Annotated in this window: 20 protein-coding genes; 10 read left to right on the top strand and 10 right to left on the bottom strand. The window is 71.8% G+C overall.

From position 1 onward, the window contains the following. Positions 1-78: 78 nt before the first annotated feature. A complete protein-coding gene (locus tag E4V99_RS00365; RefSeq protein WP_135116029.1) occupies positions 79-1,377 on the bottom strand; it encodes an MFS transporter in 1,299 nt (432 codons plus the stop codon). 225 nt (positions 1,378-1,602) lie between these two features. Between E4V99_RS00365 and rpsO the strand changes: the two genes are divergently transcribed. Then, entirely contained in the window at positions 1,603-1,872 is a 270-nt protein-coding gene (gene rpsO / locus E4V99_RS00360) for a 30S ribosomal protein S15 (RefSeq protein ID WP_019180606.1), read from the top strand. Positions 1,873-2,105: 233 nt separating this feature from the next. Here the strand turns inward: rpsO and E4V99_RS00355 are convergent, their stop codons facing one another. After that, positions 2,106-3,122, bottom strand: a complete 1,017-nt coding sequence (locus tag E4V99_RS00355) for a 2-oxoglutarate and iron-dependent oxygenase domain-containing protein (protein WP_135064876.1) — start codon at positions 3,120-3,122, stop codon at positions 2,106-2,108. Between the two features lie 51 nt (positions 3,123-3,173). Beyond that, on the bottom strand, positions 3,174-4,355 hold the full coding sequence (locus E4V99_RS00350; RefSeq protein WP_135116028.1) for an acyltransferase family protein: 1,182 nt from the start codon (positions 4,353-4,355) through the stop codon (positions 3,174-3,176). A 76-nt stretch (positions 4,356-4,431) separates the two neighbouring features. Between E4V99_RS00350 and E4V99_RS00345 the strand changes: the two genes are divergently transcribed. The 4 genes from E4V99_RS00345 (at position 4,432) to E4V99_RS00330 (ending at position 8,066) form a co-directional block, all read left to right on the top strand. Next, a complete protein-coding gene (locus tag E4V99_RS00345; RefSeq protein WP_135064883.1) occupies positions 4,432-5,316 on the top strand; it encodes an alpha/beta fold hydrolase in 885 nt (294 codons plus the stop codon). A gap of 105 nt (positions 5,317-5,421) precedes the next feature. Then, the gene (locus E4V99_RS00340; RefSeq protein WP_167747850.1) at positions 5,422-6,627 is read left to right on the top strand and encodes an LLM class flavin-dependent oxidoreductase; all 1,206 of its coding nucleotides are present in this window, start codon (positions 5,422-5,424) and stop codon (positions 6,625-6,627) included. A gap of 1 nt (position 6,628) precedes the next feature. Next, positions 6,629-7,294 (top strand): CE1759 family FMN reductase, encoded by a 666-nt coding sequence (locus E4V99_RS00335; RefSeq protein WP_135064889.1) that lies wholly within the window; start codon positions 6,629-6,631, stop codon positions 7,292-7,294. 16 nt (positions 7,295-7,310) lie between these two features. Beyond that, positions 7,311-8,066 (top strand): fructosamine kinase family protein, encoded by a 756-nt coding sequence (locus tag E4V99_RS00330; protein ID WP_135070996.1) that lies wholly within the window; start codon positions 7,311-7,313, stop codon positions 8,064-8,066. Positions 8,067-8,102: 36 nt separating this feature from the next. On the opposite strand, the gene E4V99_RS00325 is transcribed toward E4V99_RS00330, so the two are convergent. Further along, entirely contained in the window at positions 8,103-8,288 is a 186-nt protein-coding gene (locus E4V99_RS00325; RefSeq protein ID WP_135064892.1) for a DUF5302 domain-containing protein, read from the bottom strand. A 27-nt stretch (positions 8,289-8,315) separates the two neighbouring features. Next, the gene (locus E4V99_RS00320; RefSeq protein ID WP_167747744.1) at positions 8,316-9,443 is read right to left on the bottom strand and encodes a hypothetical protein; all 1,128 of its coding nucleotides are present in this window, start codon (positions 9,441-9,443) and stop codon (positions 8,316-8,318) included. 325 nt (positions 9,444-9,768) lie between these two features. Here E4V99_RS00320 and E4V99_RS00310 point away from each other — a divergent pair, with 325 nt between their 5' ends. The 3 genes from E4V99_RS00310 to E4V99_RS00300 all read left to right on the top strand — a co-directional run bounded on the left by E4V99_RS00310 (position 9,769) and on the right by E4V99_RS00300 (position 13,938). After that, the gene (locus tag E4V99_RS00310) at positions 9,769-12,051 is read left to right on the top strand and encodes a polyribonucleotide nucleotidyltransferase (protein WP_135064901.1); all 2,283 of its coding nucleotides are present in this window, start codon (positions 9,769-9,771) and stop codon (positions 12,049-12,051) included. Positions 12,052-12,242: 191 nt separating this feature from the next. Next, the gene (locus E4V99_RS00305) at positions 12,243-13,268 is read left to right on the top strand and encodes an aldo/keto reductase (protein WP_135116027.1); all 1,026 of its coding nucleotides are present in this window, start codon (positions 12,243-12,245) and stop codon (positions 13,266-13,268) included. 67 nt (positions 13,269-13,335) lie between these two features. Further along, on the top strand, positions 13,336-13,938 hold the full coding sequence (locus E4V99_RS00300) for a histidine phosphatase family protein (protein WP_135064904.1): 603 nt from the start codon (positions 13,336-13,338) through the stop codon (positions 13,936-13,938). 109 nt (positions 13,939-14,047) lie between these two features. On the opposite strand, the gene E4V99_RS00295 is transcribed toward E4V99_RS00300, so the two are convergent. Continuing rightward, positions 14,048-14,515, bottom strand: coding sequence for a GNAT family N-acetyltransferase (locus E4V99_RS00295; RefSeq protein WP_135116026.1), 468 nt, complete (start codon positions 14,513-14,515; stop codon positions 14,048-14,050). A gap of 30 nt (positions 14,516-14,545) precedes the next feature. Between E4V99_RS00295 and dapB the strand changes: the two genes are divergently transcribed. Together dapB and E4V99_RS00285 are read left to right on the top strand one after the other, a co-directional pair. Then, complete coding sequence (gene dapB / locus E4V99_RS00290; protein WP_135064910.1) at positions 14,546-15,358, top strand: 4-hydroxy-tetrahydrodipicolinate reductase; 813 nt, start codon at positions 14,546-14,548, stop codon at positions 15,356-15,358. Beyond that, positions 15,355-15,807, top strand: a complete 453-nt coding sequence (locus tag E4V99_RS00285; protein WP_135064913.1) for a hypothetical protein — start codon at positions 15,355-15,357, stop codon at positions 15,805-15,807. The genes dapB and E4V99_RS00285 overlap by 4 nt, the downstream gene beginning before the upstream one ends. A 12-nt stretch (positions 15,808-15,819) precedes the next feature. Here the strand turns inward: E4V99_RS00285 and E4V99_RS00280 are convergent, their stop codons facing one another. The 4 genes from E4V99_RS00280 to E4V99_RS00265 all read right to left on the bottom strand — a co-directional run bounded on the left by E4V99_RS00280 (position 15,820) and on the right by E4V99_RS00265 (position 18,291). Next, complete coding sequence (locus E4V99_RS00280; RefSeq protein WP_135064916.1) at positions 15,820-16,728, bottom strand: TIGR01777 family oxidoreductase; 909 nt, start codon at positions 16,726-16,728, stop codon at positions 15,820-15,822. After that, on the bottom strand, positions 16,721-17,146 hold the full coding sequence (locus E4V99_RS00275; protein WP_135064919.1) for an OsmC family peroxiredoxin: 426 nt from the start codon (positions 17,144-17,146) through the stop codon (positions 16,721-16,723). The genes E4V99_RS00280 and E4V99_RS00275 overlap by 8 nt, the downstream gene beginning before the upstream one ends. Before the next feature lie 118 nt (positions 17,147-17,264). After that, positions 17,265-17,861: a DUF4395 domain-containing protein gene (locus E4V99_RS00270; protein ID WP_135116025.1), complete on the bottom strand. Its 597-nt coding sequence runs from the start codon at positions 17,859-17,861 to the stop codon at positions 17,265-17,267. Then, positions 17,854-18,291, bottom strand: a complete 438-nt coding sequence (locus E4V99_RS00265; RefSeq protein ID WP_135064925.1) for a thioredoxin family protein — start codon at positions 18,289-18,291, stop codon at positions 17,854-17,856. Before E4V99_RS00265 ends, E4V99_RS00270 begins: the two co-directional genes overlap by 8 nt. Between the last annotated feature and the right edge of the window lie 87 nt (positions 18,292-18,378).

Below are 18,378 nucleotides of genomic sequence, written 5' to 3'. Positions count from 1 at the left end.
TAGCGCCGCCGTGCGACACCTCCGGGCGGTTCCGACTGCGACGTCCGGAATCCGCCGACGGTCGGCCGTCCGCCGTCGTCAGGGCACGGGATCGGCGGCGTCGTAGTGGCGGAAGCGGGGGTTCAGGCGCACCAGCACGCCCACGAGGGCGAGGATGGCGAGGCCGCCCAGCAGCGGCGGGAACCACAGCGCCGTCACGGTGGCCAGCGCACCGGCGTACAGCGAGCCCAGGCGGGGGCCGCCGGCGACGACCACGATGAACACGCCCTGCAGTCGTCCGCGGATGTTGTCGGGGACGGCGGCCTGGAGCATCGTGGATCGGAAGATGGCGCTGACGTTGTCGGCAGCGCCGGAGAGGGCCAGGGCGACCATGGCCGCCACGATGAGGGGGACGTTCGCGGACCCGGCGTCGACGCGGTCGGGGGCGGACACGCCGAGGGCGGCGGCCACCAGGACGAGGGCGAACAGCAGGATCGCCGCCCCGTATGCCAGGATCGCCCGCTCGATGCCCAGCCCCTGCCGGCGCACGCGTCCGACCGGTCCGGAGAACAGGCTCGACAGGAGCACACCCGCGGCGATCGCGGAGGTCAGCGCGCCGGTGGTGATCGCGCCGCCGCCCAGCAGCACGGCTCCGATGGCGGGGAACAGCGCGAGGGGCTGACCGAACGTCATCGCGACGACGTCGAGGATGAACTGCAGGCGGATGTTCGACGCGCGGCGCAGGAACCGCCAGCCATCCCGGAGCGACTCCAGGCCGGCCTTGACGACATCGCCCTCGGGGGCGATCTTCGGCAGGGTCCACAGCCCCAGGAAGAGGCCGAGCATGAGCACGACGTCGATCGTGTAGGTCCAGGCGTACCCCGTGAAGGCGACCAGGAGACCCGCCAGCGCCGGGCCGCCCATCACCATGATCCCGGCTGAGATCCCCTGCAGCGCGGCGGCGGCGGGGAGCTGCTCGCGCGGGATGAGACGCGGCACGATCGCCGCGCGCGTGGCCATGACGACGGAGTTCGCGGCGGAGTTGACCACGCTCAGGGCGTAGAGCCACCACACCGTCTCCCCGCCGGCCCACGCCAGCGCCGACAGCAGGACGGTGGAGGTGAACGTCACGGAGGCGGCGATCAGGGCGACCGAGCGGCGGTCGAAGGAATCCGCCAGCATCCCGCCGTACAGTCCTGCGACGATCATCGGCAGCAGCCCGGCGACGGCGATCATGGCGACGGCGAGGGTATCGCCGGTGAGCTCGTACACGTGCAGCATGACCGCCACGACCGTGAGCTGTCCGCCCAGGCCCGCCAGTGCGGATCCCACCCACAGCCGGGCGAAGGCGGGTGTGCTCAGCGGTCGGAGATCGACGAGATGGTGTCGCTGCAGCATTCGGCGACGCGAGGGGCGGGGGCCGGTGGTCACGGTCGCCGCGCGCGGACGGCGGGGGAGTGTCGACGCATCCGTCCAGGCTAGTCCGGTCGCCGGCGGGAGCGTTCGCCCCTGCCGCTTCGCGCTGGTAGACTTGTTCGGTTGCCGTTGGATCGGCCGCGGAGAAAGAGAGCCCACGCATCAGGCGTCGGGCGCCGCGCAACAAGCAGAAAGGGGATCCCATCTATGCCACTCGAGTCAGACGCTAAGAAGGCGATCATCGAAGAGTACGCGACGCACCCCGGTGACACCGGATCCCCCGAGGTGCAGGTCGCGATGCTGACGCAGCGCATCAAGGACCTCACCGAGCACCTCAAGGAGCACAAGCACGACCACCACTCGCGTCGTGGTCTGTTCTTGATGGTGGGTCAGCGCCGTCGTCTGCTCGGCTACCTCCAGGACATCGACATCGCGCGTTACCGCTCGCTGATCGAGCGTCTGGGGCTCCGCCGCTAAGGCACCGCCACCCGGCGTATATCGCACTTCTCGAGGGCCGTCCCAGGTGTGGGGCGGCCCTCGTTTTCGTTCCCGCGCGCACGTCCATCCGCGAGACTGCACGCCACCGGCGAGACCGCGACATGATGTCGCGGTCTCGTCACGTGCGTGCAGTCTCGCGGAGGGGCGGACCTGAGCCGCGCGGGCGCGCGGAAGCCGCGCGGGCGCGCGGAAGCCGCGCGGGCGCGAGGGGGTCAGGGCGTGGCGGCGCGGGCGGAAACGAGGTCCGGGTGGTGGATGGCGGCCACGTCGGGGTGGGCCCGCAGGCGCGACTTCAGCGCGTTCTCGCCGTAGGTGGCGTGGATCGGGTTGCTCGGGTCTTCCGTGACGCCGCGCGCCTGGGCGGCGAGCTCGGCGGGCAGCTCGATGATCGGCAGGCGGGCGTCCAGCGCCGGGTTGAAGAAGAACGGCACCGAGATGCGCTCGTCGGGGTAGCGCGGGGAGATCACGCGGTGGTTGGTCGCGGTGAGGTAGCCCTGCGTGGCGTACTCGAGCAGCTCGCCGATGTTCACCACGAACGCACCGGGCACCGGCGGAGCATCCACCCATTCGCCGTCGCGCTGCACCTGCAGGCCGCCCTTGCCCGGCTCCACCCACAGCAGGGTCAGCACGCCGGAGTCCTTGTGCGCGCCGACGCCCTGGGCCCACGGGTCCTCCTTGCCCGGGTAGCGGACGATCTTGATGAGGGTCTGCGGCTCACCGAAGTGGCGGTCGAAGTACGACTCCTCGGCGCCCAGTGACAGCGCCCACGCGCGCAGCAGCTTGCGGGCGACCCCGGTGAGGTGGTCGTGCCATTCGCTGACGACCTCCTGCAGCTCGGGCTGGGCGTCGGGCCACAGATTCGGGCCGATCAGCCGCGCGTAGTCGGGGGCGTCCGCATCCGTGACCGGCTCCCGCTCGGGGCCGACGTCGATCTGCTCGCGCCAGTCGACCCTGCCCTGCGTGCGCTCGCCGCCCACGCGGGTGTACCCGCGGAAGTGAGGGCTCTGGACGTTCTCGATCGCGAGCTTGTCCGCCTCCGGGAGGGCGAAGAAGTCCTTCGCCGCCTGCAGGAGCTTGCCCTCCAGCTCGGGCGTGACGCCGGTGCCGGTGAGGTAGAAGAAGCCCACGTCGTGGGTCGCGGCGCGCAGCTCGTCGCGGAAGCGCTCCGCGGCCTGCGGACCCTGGTCGAGGAGGGACAGATCCAGCACGGGAAGGTTCAGATCGGACATGCCCCGAGGCTAGATCGCGTTCCTCGCGCGGCGCACGAATGTTGCGTCGCGTTACCGGTCGCCGGGGCCGGACGCCTTCTCGCGCGTCGCGCCGTCGCGGGGGCGCCGCGAACCCGTCGGGTCATTGCGCCGGCCCTCGCGGGAGGCGAGTGTGGGATCGGCGAACAACCACCCGGGGCGCGGCTCGATGAGCGGGCGGAAGACCCGGCGGACCGGGCGCGTGGCCAGCGCCAGCGCGATGAGTACGCTCGCCACGACCACCAGCGGCAGCCACAGCCAGGTCGGCTCGGCGTCGCGGAGGATCCCCGACTCCCGGAACGGGTACAGGACGAAGGAGTGCAGCAGGTAGACGTACATCGTGTACTGCCCGAACTGCGTCCACCAGGTCTGGCGCCGGGGGAGCAGCGCGAAGAACGCCGTGCACAGGATGAGCGCGACCACCAGCAGCAGCATCCGCACCCCGCCGGCCCACCACTGCGGCCCGACCATCTCGCCGTACGCTGTGTCGTAGAAGAGCCAGGCGCGCAGATCGACGTCACGCCACACGTCCACGAAGTACCAGCACGCCAGGGCGGCCGCCGCGAACGTCGCGACCGAACCCGCGATCACCCACCACGGGCGCCGGCGCAGCAGTCCCAGGCGCTCGACGATGTCGTTCTCGCGCAGCCACCAGCCCAACGTGAAGAACGGCAGCAGTCCCAGCGTGCGGGTGAGCGCGAACGTCGAGTCGATGTTGGGCAGATACCCCACGCCGACCGAGATGACGACCGTCCACAGCAGCGGCCAGCGCAGAAGCGCGAGATACGGCAGCACGACACGGAAGATCCCGAGTGCGACCAGGAACCACAGCGTCCACGACGGCTGAGTCGGGTTGGGGTTGGCCTGGCCCTCCACGAGCCACTTGGTCAGCGTCCACAGCGCCTCGAAGATGGCGTACGGCACGAGGATGTCGGTGAGCACGCGGGCCATCTGCGGGCGCGTGGGGGTTCCCGCCTTGGAGAAGTAGCCGGAGATCAGCGCGAACGCGGGCATGTGGAAGGCGTACACGAGGAGGTACATGCCCAGCGCGATGTCGGAGTCGTAGGTCAGCCGCTGCACGGCATGCCCGAGCACGACCAGCACGATGCACGCGAAGCGGGCGTTGTCCCAGAAGTGCACGCGTCGCCGTGGCCGGACGGTGGCCGTCCCGCCGGTGGTCGGATCAGCGCCCCCGGGGGCGGTCGCGTCGCTCATGTCGGCGCCACCCTATCCCGGGCCCTGGCGTGCCGACGACCCCTCCTCGCGGGAGCGCGAGATAGTGTACGGCGGGATGACGACCCTCGACGACGCCGTGCAGCGCGACCAGGCGCTGTCCGATCTCGACTGGCGGCAGCTGCCGGTCGGGGCGGTCAGCGACGTCTTCGCCGCACCCAGTGGCGGACTGGCCCGCGTGGCCATGGGATCGGGGGAGCGCGGCCGCGTCGTGCTCGTCCCGGGGGCGACGGGGTCGAAGGAGGACTTCGCCCTCATGCTGCCGCTGCTGGCGGATGCGGGCTACCGCGTGGAGGCGTTCGACCTCGCCGGCCAGTACGAGTCCTACCGGGCCGGCCCCGAGCGGCTGTCCCCGCCGCGGCGGCACTACGACTACGACCTCTTCGTCGACGATCTCGTCGCCGTGCTCGAAGACGGCGCCACGCCCGCGCACGTGCTGGGCTACTCCTTCGCCGGCCTCGTGGGCCAGGTCGCGCTCGCGCGGCGCAGCGACCTCTTCGCGTCGCTCACACTGCTGTCCACACCCCCCGCCACCGGCAACGTCTTCCGCGGCATCAAGCGCATCGGGCGCCTCACCTCGCTCGCGACGCCGCACCGCGGGGCGACGCTCATGCTGTGGGGGATCCGCAACAACCTCAACGGCGTGCCGCCGCGCCGCCTGGAGTTCGTCCGCGCGCGCTTCGCGCTGACCCGGCGCGAGAGCGTCGACGACATGGTGGGTCTCATGATGCACATGCCCGACGTGGTGGATCGGCTCAGGGAGGCGGGGGTGCCGCTGCTGTCCGCCGTCGGCAGCCATGACCTGTGGCCCACGGCGCAGCACCGGGCGTACGCGGTGCGCATCGGCGCGGGCTTCGCCGTGTACGACACCGGCCACAGTCCGTGCGAGACCGCTCCGCACCAGGTGGTGCGCGACATGCTGGACCTGTTCGCCACCGCCTGAGCGGGAATAGCCTGAGCGTCCGAGCGTTGCACCGGGTATATTCATCCGCATAGAAGTGTGGGTGGTGACATGGGAGAAGACGTGAACGAGACATCCTGGCCGGGCATGCAGTTCGGCATCATGACGGTGAGCGACATCACCGAGGACCCCACGACCGGCCGCACCCCCAGTGAGGCCGAGCGGATCCAGGCGACCCTGACGATCGCCCGGCACGCCGAGGAGGTCGGTCTCGACGTCTTCGCGCTCGGCGAGCACCACAATCCGCCCTTCTGGTCGTCCTCGCCCACCACGACGCTGGCCTACATCGCCGCGCAGACCGAGCGGCTCATCCTGACGACCTCCACCACCCTCATCACCACGAACGACCCGGTGAAGATCGCCGAGGACTTCGCGATGCTGCAGCACGTCGCGGGAGGCCGGGTCGACCTCATGCTCGGGCGCGGGAACACCGGTCCGGTCTACCCCTGGTTCGGCAAGGACATCCGTCAGGGCCTGCCGCTGACGATCGAGAACTACGACCTGCTGCACCGCCTGTGGCGCGAAGACGTCGTGGACTGGGAGGGGAAGTTCCGCACGCCGCTGCAGGGGTTCACCTCCACCCCCCGGCCGCTGGACGGCGTACCCCCCTTCGTGTGGCACGGATCCATCCGCACGCCCGAGATCGCCGAGCAGGCCGCCTATTACGGCAACGGCTTCTTCGCCAACAACATCTTCTGGCCCAAGGAGCACTACCAGCGCCTCATCACGCTGTACCGCGAGCGCTTCGCCCACTACGAGCACGGCACGCCCGAGCAGGCGATCGTGGGCCTGGGCGGGCAGGTGTTCATGCGCGCGAACTCGCAGGACGCCGTGCGCGAGTTCCGCCCCTACTTCGACAACGCCCCCGTCTACGGGCACGGTCCGAGCCTGGAGGACTTCACCGAGATGACCCCGCTGACCGTCGGTTCGCCGCAGCAGGTCATCGACCGCTACGCCGGCATGCGCGACGCGTTCGGCGACTACCAGCGTCAGCTCTTCCTCATCGACCACGCCGGCCTGCCGCTGAAGACCGTGCTCGAGCAGCTCGACATCCTCGGCGGCGAGGTGGTGCCGGTGCTCCGCAAGGAGCTCGCGCAGAACCGCCCCGCGTCGGTGCCGGATGCTCCCACCCACGCCAACCTCGTCGCCGCCGCGTACGGCGACGCCGCGCCCCGGGAGGCGCGTCCGAACGCGAACCGGGGCGACAACCTCACCGGCGGCTCGCCGTACCGCGACACCGCCGCATCCGCCGGGAGCGCCTTCGGCGCCGCGGCCGCGCGGACGGGGGCCTGACATGGCCGTTCGACGGATCGCCGTGGTGACGGCGGGACTGTCCAACCCCTCTTCCACCCGCATGCTCGCCGACCGCCTGGCCGCCGCGTCCGTCTCCGCGCTGCGCGCGATGACCACGCCGTCGGATCCGGACGGCATCGAGGCGGAGGTGGACGTGTTCGAGCTGCGCGACTACGCGCACGACATCACGAACAACCTGCTCACCGGGTTCGCCGCACCCGCGCTGGAGTCGATGATCAACGCGGTCGTGTCCGCCGACGCGATCATCGCGGTCACGCCGATCTTCTCCACGAGCTACTCGGGGCTGTTCAAGTCCTTCGTCGACATCCTCGACCCCGACGCTCTGACCGGGACGCCCGTCCTGCTCGGCGCCAACGCGGGCACGGCCCGGCACTCGCTCGCGATCGACTACGCCCTCCGGCCGCTGTTCACCTACCTGCACGCCAACCCGGTGCCCACCGGGGTGTTCGCCGCATCCGGGGACTGGGGCGCCAGGGCGGACGAGGTCGCGCCCCTGGGCGCACGCGTGGAGCGGGCGGCGCGCGAACTGGCCGCGGCGGTCGCTGCACGCGCGCCGATCCGCGAGGAGGACCCGTACGATCCGGCGTCGTACCTGGGGGAGGGGCGCTCCTTCGGGCATCTCCTCGGCGGGCTCGCCGGGGAGTAGTTCAGGCGTGGATCGGATCGTCAAGGAGCGCGCCGACGCCCCGCCGGGGTTCTTCGAGGCCGAGGCGGCGGGCCTGCGGTGGCTCGCCGCGGCCGGCGGGGTGCGCGTGGCCCGCGTGCTCTCGGTGGGCCCCGGCCGCATCGAGCTCGAGCGGATCCCCGCCGGCCCGGCGGATGCGGTGGCCGCGGCGGCCTTCGGGCGGGCGCTCGCCGACACGCACGCGGCCGGCGCCGCGGCGTTCGGTTCCCCGCCGGCGGGATGGACCGGGCCGAGCTTCATCGGCCGGCGGCGGCAGAGCGCGGAACCCACCGCGACGTGGGGCGCGTTCTACGCTGCGCAGCGCGTTCTGCCGTTCGTGGCGCCGGCCGTGGCCGCCGGCAATCTCCGGCGCGAGGATGCCGCCCTGGTGGAGCGCGCCTGCGCGGTGATCGCGGCGGGCGCCTTCGACGACGATGAGACCCCCGCGCGTCTGCACGGCGACCTGTGGAACGGGAACGTGCTGTGGACGGGGGAGGAGGTCGTGCTGATCGACCCCGCAGCACACGGCGGGCACCGCGAGACCGATCTGGCCATGCTGGAGCTGTTCGGCTGCCCGTTCCTGGACGTCATCCGCGACGCCTACCACGCGCGCTCGCCGCTGCGGGCGGGGTGGGAGGACCGCATCCCGGTGCATCAGCTGCATCCGCTGGCCGTGCACGCCGCCGGCCACGGCCCCGCGTACGGCCGCGCGCTCGCCGAGGCCGCCGCGCACACGCTCGCGCTGGCCGGGTGACGGCCTGCGCGAGAGATGTCGGCGTGCAGGCGGGGGTCAGCCGCTCTTGCGGCGGAACTCCCGCTTGCTGCCGATCGCACCGTGTGTGCCGTGGACGGCCGAGTCGCCGTCCAGGTGCGCCTCACCGGAGCGGCTGGCGGCGTTCTTCTTGTCGAGCGCCTCGCGGAACTTTCGCTTCATCTCATCGGATGCGCTGCCCGCAGGCTTGTCCTCAGTGCTCATGTCCCCACCCTAAGCGCGCCGCCGTGGTCAGTACCACCCGGTGCGTTCGGAGTGGTCCCACGCGCCGCACGGGCTGGCGTACCTGGCTTTGATGTAGGCAAGTCCCCACGCGATCTGCGTCGTGGCGTTGGTGCGCCAGTCCGGCCCCGCCGAGGCCATCTTCTCCGCCGGCAGGGCCTGTGGGATCCCGTACGCGCCGCTGGAGCGGTTCAGCGCCTCGGCGCGCCAGCCCGACTCGCGATTCCACAGCCGCACCAGGCACGAGAACTGATCCTCGCCCCAGCCGTACCGCGAGATCGCCGTGCGCGCGTGGGCCTGGGCCTGGGCGGGCGACATCACCGGGCCCGCGCCGGGTGGCGGAGGGACCGGTGCCGGTGGCGGTCCGGGCGCGGGTGGGGGTGGCGCCGCGTCGCCCCGGCCGCCTCCGCCGGCTCCCGCGCCACCGGGGGCGGCCGCATCCGCCTCCGCCCGCTCGGTCAGATGCGCCTGCTTCTCCCGCGCGGGCGTCGTGCCGCGCGCAGTGGCCAGGCGGGCGTACGCGCGGTCGAGGGCGGATGCGGCGGAGGCGACGGCAGCAGCCTCGGCGTCCGCCTCGCTGCGTGCGGTCGCTGCGGCGGCTTCGGCGGCGACGGCGAGGCGCTCGCGCTCCGCGGCGGCGGTGTCGGCCTGCTCCTGGATCGAGGCGGCCACGCCCGCGGCGGCCCGGGCGGCGTGGGCCGACCGGGCCGAAGCCTGACCCACCCGCTCCAGCACGCCGAGCCGCCCGAGGAGGGAGTCGGGATCGGCGGTGGTCAGCAGCTGCGCGAGGATCGGCCCGTCACCGGCGGAGCGGTACAGGCCCGACGCGATCGCACCCAGGCGCGCACGGCGAACACCTGCCTCCTCTTCGGCCTCCGCCGCCTGCACGGCCAGCGCGGCTGAGCGCGCGGAAGCCGCATCCGCCTCCGCCCTCGCCCTCGCGGCGGCCTCCGCCGCGGTCAGGGCACGGAGCGCTGCGGATGCGGAGGACGACTCCGCCGCGCCGATCTCGGCCTGCAGTTCGGCGACCGTCGCGGCCCGAACGGGGCGTGGCCCCGTTGCGGAGGCGGCGGTGGCGGGCAGGATGAGCGCCACCACGACGGCACACGTGATGCCGATGTGACGGAAGTGACCCATGAGGTCACGTTAGGGGACGGGCGCCGGCGGCGCACCTGCGGGAAACGAGCGGCGTTCAGGCGTCTGCAGGCGGCCTCCTGTTAGGCTGTGCGGTGTTGCCGATTCCGGCAGCCGCTCAATTTCATACGAGCTGTGGAGCAGGCCGGCAGACGCTGGTCCCCTGTGGTGGATCCCCATCCGTGCCGGATGGTGGTCGTCTACTGGTGGCCAGTCGCCCGGCAGCGCAGCGACCGTCGTCGTCGCGCACCCTTCTGCCTGTTCCTGCTCCTTCGAATGCCTCGCCGTCATACGGGCGTGCGAGTCTAAACAAAGAAGGAGGGACCTCTTGGAAGGTCCAGAAATCACCGCCGCCGAAGCTGTTCTCGACAACGGCCGATTCGGCACCCGCACCGTCCGATTCGAAACCGGCCGTCTCGCGCAGCAGGCGCAGGGCGCCGTGGCCGCGTACCTCGACGAGGAGACGATGCTCCTGTCGGCCACCAGCGCCGGCAAGCACCCGCGTGAAGGCTTCGACTTCTTCCCGCTGACCGTCGACGTCGAAGAGCGTTCGTACGCCGCCGGCAAGATCCCCGGCTCGTTCTTCCGCCGCGAGGGCCGCCCCTCGACCGAGGCGATCCTGGTGTGCCGCCTGATCGACCGTCCGCTGCGTCCGTCGTTCGTCGAGGGCCTGCGCAACGAGGTCCAGATCGTCGTCACGGTGCTCTCCATCGCGCCGGGCGAGTTCTACGACGCCCTGGCCATCAACGCCGCGTCGCTGTCGACCCAGATCTCGGGTCTGCCGTTCTCCGGTCCGATCGCCGGTGTGCGCCTCGCGCTCATGCCCGGCTCCGGCGAGCAGGCCGACCAGTGGATCGCATTCCCCACCGCCGCGCAGCTGGAGGAGGCCGTCTTCGACCTCATCGTCGCCGGCCGCGTCGTCACGGATGCCGACGGCAAGGAAGATGTCGCGATCATGATGGTCGAGGCCGAGGCCACCGAGAGCAGCTGGAACCTCATCAAGGCCGGCGCGACCAAGCCCAACGAGCAGGTCGTGGCAGAGGGCCTGGAGGCGGCCAAGCCGTTCCTCAAGGAGCTCGTCGCCGCGCAGAACGTCGTGGCCAACACCGCGGCCAAGCCGATCAAGGAGTTCCCGGTCTTCCTGCCCTACAGCAAGGAGACGTACGACTTCGTGGCGGGCCTCGCCTACGACAAGCTCGTGCCGATCTACCAGATCGCCGACAAGATCCAGCGCCAGGACGCCGATGACGCGCTGAAGGATGCCGTCAAGGCGGAGCTTCTCGCCGCCGTCGAGGCGGGCGACCTGCCCGCCGTCGCGACGCTGGAGTTCTCGGCCGCCTACAAGGCGGTCACCAAGCTCATCGTGCGCAGCCGCATCCTCACCGAGGGCGTCCGCATGGACGGCCGCGGCCTGGCCGACATCCGTCCGCTGGATGCGGAGGTGCAGGTCATCCCGCGCGTGCACGGCTCGGCGATCTTCCAGCGCGGGGAGACCCAGATCCTGGGTGTCACCACGCTGAACATGCTCAAGATGGAGCAGCAGATCGACTCGCTGTCGCCGGTGACGCACAAGCGTTACATGCACCACTACAACTTCCCGCCGTACTCGACCGGTGAGACCGGTCGCGTGGGCAGCCCCAAGCGTCGCGAGATCGGGCACGGCTTCCTCGCCGAGCGCGCCCTCGTGCCGGTGCTGCCCAGCCGCGAGGAGTTCCCGTACGCGATCCGTCAGGTCTCCGAGGCCCTCGGTTCCAACGGCTCCACCTCCATGGGCTCGGTGTGCGCCTCGACCCTCTCGCTGCTGAACGCGGGTGTGCCGCTGCGCGCGCCCGTCGCCGGCATCGCGATGGGGCTCGTGTCGGACGAGGTCGACGGCCAGACGCGCTACGCCGCGCTGACCGACATCCTCGGCGCCGAAGACGCCCTGGGCGACATGGACTTCAAGGTGGCCGGTACCAGCGACTTCGTCACCGCGATCCAGCTCGACACGAAGCTCGACGGCATCCCGTCGTCGGTGCTGACCGCCGCGCTGCAGCAGGCCCACGAAGCCCGGATCACGATCCTGAACGTGCTGAACTCCGCGATCGACGCGCCGGATGAGATGGCCCCGACCGCGCCTCGCGTGATCAGCGTCCAGATCCCCGTCGACAAGATCGGCGAGCTGATCGGCCCCAAGGGCAAGACGATCAACGCGATCCAGGACGCCACCGGCGCCGACATCTCCATCGAGGAGGACGGCACCGTCTACATCGGCGCCACCGACGGCCCCTCGGCCGAGGCCGCCCGCGCGCAGGTCAACGCGATCGCGAACCCGACGAACCCGGAGATCGGCGAGCAGTTCCTCGGAACCGTCGTCAAGATCGCGACGTTCGGCGCGTTCATCTCGCTCCTGCCCGGCAAGGACGGCCTGCTGCACGTCAGCGAGGTCCGCAAGCTCGCCGGCGGCAAGCGCGTGGAGAACGTCGAAGACGTGCTCTCCGTCGGCCAGAAGATCCTCGTGCGCATCACGAAGATCGACGACCGCGGCAAGCTGTCGCTGGAGCCGGTGACCGAGGAGGCCGCGTCCGACGCGCCCGCCGAGGCCGCGACCGAGGCGCCCGCCGAGGTCTGATCCGCTCTCGCACGATCGATGCCCGTCCCGCTCCGGCGGGGCGGGCATCGTCGTACACGAAAGCGTTATGCAATGTTTACCGACGAGCCGCCGCAATGGGCGGGAGTGTCCCAGGCACGCCCTAGCCTCGTAATACGCCGGGCGTGCGGCTCATCGGGATCCGCTCACCGGCCTTCACCTGGGAGCGCACCATGTCGGGCTCGAGCGTCGGTCGACGGGCCTCCGCCAGTCTGCGCCGCTTCGCGCCGTCGCATCCGTCCGCGCCGATCCCCGTGCAAGGCCCCGCCATCGGCGAGGGCGTGCGCGTGCCGCTGGGGGAGACCGGCCTGAACGTGTTCCCCCTGGCCCTGGGCGGCGCCGAGTTCGGGTGGAACGTCGACGTGGAAGCCAGCCACGGCATCCTCGACAGGTATGTCGAGCTGGGCGGGAACATGGTCCACACCGCCGACAACTTCTCCGCGGGGCGCAGCGAATACATCATCGGTCAGTGGATGCGATCGCGCGGCACGCGTGACGCGATGGTCGTGGCGGTGCGCATCGGCCGCCACCCCGACAACCCGGGGCTCGGCTCGGTCAACCTCGTGCGCGCCGTCGAGGCGTCGTTGCAGCGGCTCGGCACCGACCGGATCGACGTGCTGTACCTCGACGCCAAGGCCGGCGACGCGATGGCGCTGGAAGACACCCTCGCGACGGCCGAATGGCTGGTGGAATCGGGCAAGGTGCGCGCCGTGGCCGCGTACGGATACACCGCGTCGCAGCTCGTGGAAGCCCGCATCCTGGCCTCTGCCGGGTACCCCCGAATCACGGTGCTCGACGTGCCGTACAACCTGCTGCGCCGTGAGGAGTTCGAGGGCGACCTGCGCCTGGTCGCCGGTGCCCAGAGCATGGCCGTGACGCCGTCGCACGCCCTCGAGCACGGCTTCCTCGCCGGTGCCCAGCGCCGCCGCTCGCGCGAGGTGCGCTCGGTACGGGGTGCGCAGCTGGCGGCGAGCCTGACCCGCCGGGGAAGCCGCACGCTGCGCGCGCTGGACGGCGTCGCGGAAGAGCTGTGCGTCCCGGTGGCCGCCGTGGCGATCGCGTGGCTGCTGGCCCAGCGGATCGTCGTCGCCCCCATCGTCAACGCCTTCGCGCCCGAGCATGTGGAAGAACTCGTGCAGGGCGTGGGGGCGCGCCTGAGCCGCGCTCAGTTGTCCGACATCGCCCGCGCCTCCGCCTGATCGCGCACTCCCTGTCATAGGCTGGTGGCGTGCTTTCGAGCGCGGACCGACGACGAAGTGAGCTGACGTGACGCACTACATCTACCTCGTGCGGCACGGCGAGCATCTGGACGCCGAGCACGGACTCGTCGACGGCCCCCTGTCCCCGCGCGGGCTGCGGCAGGCCGCGGCGATCGCCGACCGGCTGTCGGGGGTCCCGCTGGATGCCGTGCGGCATTCACCCCTGCAGCGCGCGGAGCAGACGGCCGTGGCCGTGGCCGAGCGGCTTCCCGCGGTGTCGCCGTCACCTTCGGCGCTGCTGTTCGACTGCATCCCCACGGGCATGACGGGGGAGACCCCGTCGGCGTACGAGCCGTTCTTCGGCTCGATCACCGAGGCCGAGATCGACGCGGGTCGGGCACAGATGGCGGATGCGACGACGGAGTTCCTCGCGCGCCGCCCCGGCGAGGTGCACGAACTGCTCATCACACACAACTTCGTGATCGCCTGGTTCGTGCGCGAGGTGCTGGGAGCGCCCGACTGGCGGTGGATGACCCTGAATCAGGCCCACTGCGGACTCACCGTCATCGCGCAGAAGCCGGGCCGTCCGTGGACGCTCCTGGCCCACAACGACCTGGCCCACCTGCCCTTCGAGCTGCGTACCGGCCTCCCCGAGCCCAGCCCGGTCTAGCCGCTGTCTCCCCTCGCCGAACGTGCATCATCTCGGCGAGAGTGCACCGGATTCCGTGCGCATTCGCCGGTTCGATGCACTCTCGGCGGGCGGATGCGGCCCACCCGGGTCACGCCAGCGGCTTGGCATACCAGCGGGTCGCGTTGGCGTTGTCGTTGTACGGCTCCGTGGGGACATAGCCCGACCGCTCGTAGAGCGAGCCGGCGGCATCCAGCGTGTGGTGCGTGTCGAGCACCATCTCCGCGCCCCCGGCCTCCACGGCACGTCGCTCGAGATCCTGCAGCAGCATGCGGCCCCACCCGCGGCCTCGCCCCGCGTCGCACACGTACAGGTGCTTGACCTCGAACCGCGGCCTCAGCGCCCCGTCCTCGAGGCGTCGGATACCGGCGCAGCCGGCGGGCTCTTCGCCGTCGTAGAGGACGAGGAACACCCCCTCGGGTTCGCGGAAGCTGTCGGGGGCGGGAAAGGTGATGCGGTAGCCGCCGCCGGGGAAGATCGAGGCGCGCAGCGCGAAGTACTCCTCCAGGAGCGCGTGCGCGTCGCGGGAGTCCACGGCGACGGGGCGGATGGTGACCATGCTCCGAGGGTAGCCACTTAGGCTGGAGTCATGACGACGCGCGTGGCCATCGTGGGCGGTACCGGCAAGCTGGGCGGCGTCATCCGCGCGGTGGTCGAGGACGAGCCGGGTTTCGAGGTGTCCGCCGTGCTGTCCTCGTCCTCGAGCCTGGACGAACTGGATGGCGCCGACTTGGTCGTGGACGCCTCCACACCTGCCGTCTCCATCGACGTCGTGCGCGCCGCGATCGAGCGCGGCGTCAACATCCTCGTGGGCACGTCGGGGTGGTCCAGCGAGCGGATCGCGCTGGTACGCCCGCTCGTGGATGCCGCCGGGACGGGAGCGGTGTTCGTCCCCAACTTCTCGCTCGGCTCCGTGGTCGCCAGCGCCCTCTCCGCCGCCGCCGCGCCCCTGTTCCCGTCCGTCGAGATCGTCGAGGCGCACCGCGAGACCAAGGTCGACTCGCCCAGCGGCACGGCCGTGCGGACGGCGGAGATGATCGCGGCGGCACGGGCGGAGGTCGGACCTGTCGAATCCCCGCACGTGGACCAGCGCGCCCGCGGCCAGCAGGTCGCCAGCGTGCCCGTGCACTCGCTGCGCCGGCCCGGCGTGATCGCCCGCCAGGAGGTCGTGCTGTCGGGGCCGGGCGAATCCGTCACGATCGTCCACGACACGATCGACCCCGCCCTCGCCTACGCACCGGGCATCCGCATCGCCCTGGCCGCCGCGCGCGACGCGGAGGGCGTGGCCGTGGGGCTGGACAGCTTCGTCGACATCGGCGTGCGCACGCGCGCCCACCGCCCGCCCGCCGTACCGCCCGTGGACGGCCTGTCCGGCCAAGCGGCACGCGCGACGCCGGTATGAGCGCGCGGATCGGCGTCGCCGTGATGGCGGCGCTGCTGCTGCTGTACATCGTGCTGGTGGGCCAGCGCGCGTGGCTGCTCCTGGCCAGCGGCGAACCCGTCGGCATCGCGCTGGGGATCGCCCTGATCGTCCTGCCGCTGCTGGCGGTGTGGGCACTGGGGCGCGAACTGTGGTTCGGCTGGTGCGCCGATCGACTCGGCCGCCGGCTGGAGCAGGACGGCGCCCTCCCCGACGACGAGGTCGCGGTGCGCCCGAGCGGCCGGGTCGTGCGCGAGGACGGCGACGCGGTGTTCCCGCAGTACCGCGCCGAGGTGGAGGACAAGCCGCAGGACTGGCGCGCGTGGTACCGCCTGGGTCTCGCCTACGATGCCGCCTCCGACCGCAGGCGCGCGCGCGAGGCGATCCGCCACGCCATCCGGCTCGAGCGCTCGGAGCGCGGGGGCGCCTGAGCGGCGGCGGTCTCAGGCCGCGCGCGGCACCACGGCGTCGATCACGGATTCGACGGTGGGGTGTGTGAAGGCGAAGCCGGTGCGTTCGAGCACCTCGGGCACGACATGGGCGTCGGAGGTGAGGATCGCGTCGGTCGCGTCCGGCCCGAGGACCACGCGCATAGCCCACGCAGGGGCGCGCAGCGCGTAGGGGCGGTTCATCCGCCGCGCCAGGGCGAACCCGAGGTCGTTGGCGGTGGCACGCGTAGGGCCGGCGAGGTTGACGGGCCCCTCGAGGGATCCGTCGATCACGTGCCGGATGGCGCGCACCTCGTCCTCGAGCGAGATCCACGGCCACACCTGCGTGCCGCGGCCGATCGGGCCGGCCAGCCCGAGGCGGGTCAGCAGCAGGAGGGGCTTGAGGACCCCCTGCGGGTGCACGAGGGGAGCGGTGCGCAGCAGCGCGACACGTGCGTGCGGCCCCGCCGCCTGCGCCGCGTTCTCCCATTCGCCGCACAGGTCGGCTAGGAAGCCGGTGCCCCGCGGCGCCGCCTCGGTCAGGCGACGGCCCGGCGCGGAGCCGTAGTAGCCCACCGCCGACGCGCTCACGAAGGCCGGAGCATCCGGCCCCAGCTTCCGCAGCGCCGTCGCGAGCGTGCGGGTCGGCGTCACCCGTGACCACAGCAGGGTGCTCTGATACCCCGACGTCCAGGGGAAGCGGCCGATGCTGGCCCCGTTGAGCCCGACGACGGCCGCAGCTCCCGCGAGCACGTCCGGGTGCAGCGGCTCGGGCCCGGTCAGCCACTCCACCTCGTCCGGCGCGGCCGCCGGCCGGCGCACGAGCGTCGTCACCTGCACGCCGTCGGCGCGCAGCGCGTCGACGAGGGCGCTTCCGATGAGTCCGGAAGCGCCCCCGACGACGATGCGGGGGCTCTCAGGCAAGCGTCGCCTCGAGGGTGATCTCGATCCCGGCGAGAGCCTGCGAGACGGGGCAGTTGGTCTTGGCGTCCGAGGCGATGCGCTCGAAGGTCTCGGCGTCGATGCCCGGGACGACGGCGTTGACGTTCAGGTGGCTGCCGGTGATGCCGGTGCCCGGCTTGAACGTGACGGATGCGGTGGCGTCGACGGACTGCGGGGGAGTGCCGTTCTCGCTCAGTGCGTGCGAGAGCGCCATGCTGAAGCACGCGGAGTGGGCCGCGGCCAGCAGTTCCTCCGGCGTCGTGACGGAACCGGAGCCCTCCGCGCGGGCCTTCCAGTTGACGTCGAACGTGCCGACGTGGGACGTGGCGAGCGAGACCTGGCCGGAGCCATCCTGCAGGCTGCCCTTCCAGGCGGTGGTGGCTTCGCTCGTGACGGTCATGGGTTACCTCCCGGGTGGACGATCGCGCCGCGGAGGCGGCGTTTGTGCGAGCCTAACCGTCCGCCGAGGGGGAGGGGAGAACTCGACAGCGGAGCGGGTGCGTGGTAGCCCGCGTGCCTCACACCGAAGCGGGCCGGGCACGGCCGATGAGGCCCGCCCGCTGCAGCAGCAGGTAGAGCCGGCAGCCCACGCACAGCCCGAAGGCGGCGTTGAGGAAGGACGCGACGAAGACCAGCGCGGCCGCGAGGGGAAGGGCCCAGGGCACCCCGACTGCGTGCAGCAGCAGCCCGACGGCGCTGACGGACAGTCCCACGCCCTGCGCGAATCGCGGAGGGCGAGGATCCTCGAGGTGGCGGGAAGCGGCCAGGCGCGGCTGCACCACGCGGCGGTACAGCACGCCCCACGGCGCGGTGCGCGGGGAGAGCGCGCCCCACAGGAAGAGCAGGGCGACTCCGGCGAGGAGCAGGAACCCCGGGTCGGCCATGCGCTCCAGCGGCGACGCCGCGCGGATGGCCCATACGCTGCCCGGATAGAACGTGGCGTCCGCGAGCGGCTGGTAGGCGAACCACCCGAACGACGCGGTGTCGGCGGCGATGCGGGCCGTCGCGATCCCCGCCAGGGCCAGCACGACATCGACGGCGAGAAGGAGTGAGGTGACCGCGGCGGTGAACCGCGGCCCGCGCGGATCGATGCCGCGCGGACCCTCCTCAGGCATCCGCCGTCTCGGCCGTCAGCCGGGTCAGTTCCAGCTCCAGCACATCGCGACCGGGCACTCCGCCGATACGCGACTGCACGGCGCCGTCACGGTCCAGGATGAGCGTCGTCGGTGTCTGCAGGACGCGGAAGTGCTGGGCGATGTCGGGGCGATAGGTGAGGTCCACATCGAGGTGGCGCACGCCCTCATGGTCGGCGGCGACGGCCGACAGCATGCGGTGCACCCCCGGGCAGCGGTTGCACATCTCGGTGCTGAACTGCAGCAGCGTCGCGTTCTCACCCAGCCCGTCGGCACCCAGCCGCTCGGGCTGGATCACCTCATGCGGGATGTGGCGGCGCGCACGCGTGGAGTTGCGGCGGAAGACGAGGCCGCCGACGAAGGCCGCGGCGAGAAGAACCGCGAGCGCGAGGCAGGCTTCGAGAATCGTCATCAGCAGTCCAGGCTAGCGGTCGGGGCCCGTGCGCGGGGAACGCACGGCAAGATGACACGAACCTCACACGCAGGGGCGGGGTTCGCG

The organism is Microbacterium sp. dk485, assembly GCF_004570445.1.
GTDB lineage: Bacteria > Actinomycetota > Actinomycetes > Actinomycetales > Microbacteriaceae > Microbacterium > Microbacterium wangchenii.
Note: the sequence above shows the minus strand (reverse complement) of the source record. Positions and strands in the feature narration are given on the sequence as shown.

Bases quoted from the DNA above. Each gene is read 5' to 3' on its own strand.
- E4V99_RS00270 (WP_135116025.1), bottom strand. From the start codon at position 17,861: ATGCCTGAGGAGGGTCCGCGCGGCATCGATCCGCGCGGGCCGCGGTTC.
- E4V99_RS00325 (WP_135064892.1), bottom strand. From the start codon at position 8,288: ATGAGCACTGAGGACAAGCCTGCGGGCAGCGCATCCGATGAGATGAAG.
- E4V99_RS00345 (WP_135064883.1), top strand. From the start codon at position 4,432: ATGACGACCCTCGACGACGCCGTGCAGCGCGACCAGGCGCTGTCCGAT.
- rpsO (WP_019180606.1), top strand. From the start codon at position 1,603: ATGCCACTCGAGTCAGACGCTAAGAAGGCGATCATCGAAGAGTACGCG.
- E4V99_RS00320 (WP_167747744.1), bottom strand. From the start codon at position 9,443: ATGGGTCACTTCCGTCACATCGGCATCACGTGTGCCGTCGTGGTGGCG.
- E4V99_RS00350 (WP_135116028.1), bottom strand. From the start codon at position 4,355: ATGAGCGACGCGACCGCCCCCGGGGGCGCTGATCCGACCACCGGCGGG.
- E4V99_RS00335 (WP_135064889.1), top strand. From the start codon at position 6,629: ATGGCCGTTCGACGGATCGCCGTGGTGACGGCGGGACTGTCCAACCCC.
- E4V99_RS00265 (WP_135064925.1), bottom strand. From the start codon at position 18,291: ATGACGATTCTCGAAGCCTGCCTCGCGCTCGCGGTTCTTCTCGCCGCG.
- E4V99_RS00340 (WP_167747850.1), top strand. From the start codon at position 5,422: ATGCAGTTCGGCATCATGACGGTGAGCGACATCACCGAGGACCCCACG.
- dapB (WP_135064910.1), top strand. From the start codon at position 14,546: ATGACGACGCGCGTGGCCATCGTGGGCGGTACCGGCAAGCTGGGCGGC.
- E4V99_RS00275 (WP_135064919.1), bottom strand. From the start codon at position 17,146: ATGACCGTCACGAGCGAAGCCACCACCGCCTGGAAGGGCAGCCTGCAG.
- E4V99_RS00365 (WP_135116029.1), bottom strand. From the start codon at position 1,377: ATGCTGCAGCGACACCATCTCGTCGATCTCCGACCGCTGAGCACACCC.
- E4V99_RS00305 (WP_135116027.1), top strand. From the start codon at position 12,243: ATGTCGGGCTCGAGCGTCGGTCGACGGGCCTCCGCCAGTCTGCGCCGC.
- E4V99_RS00355 (WP_135064876.1), bottom strand. From the start codon at position 3,122: ATGTCCGATCTGAACCTTCCCGTGCTGGATCTGTCCCTCCTCGACCAG.
- E4V99_RS00295 (WP_135116026.1), bottom strand. From the start codon at position 14,515: ATGGTCACCATCCGCCCCGTCGCCGTGGACTCCCGCGACGCGCACGCG.
- E4V99_RS00285 (WP_135064913.1), top strand. From the start codon at position 15,355: ATGAGCGCGCGGATCGGCGTCGCCGTGATGGCGGCGCTGCTGCTGCTG.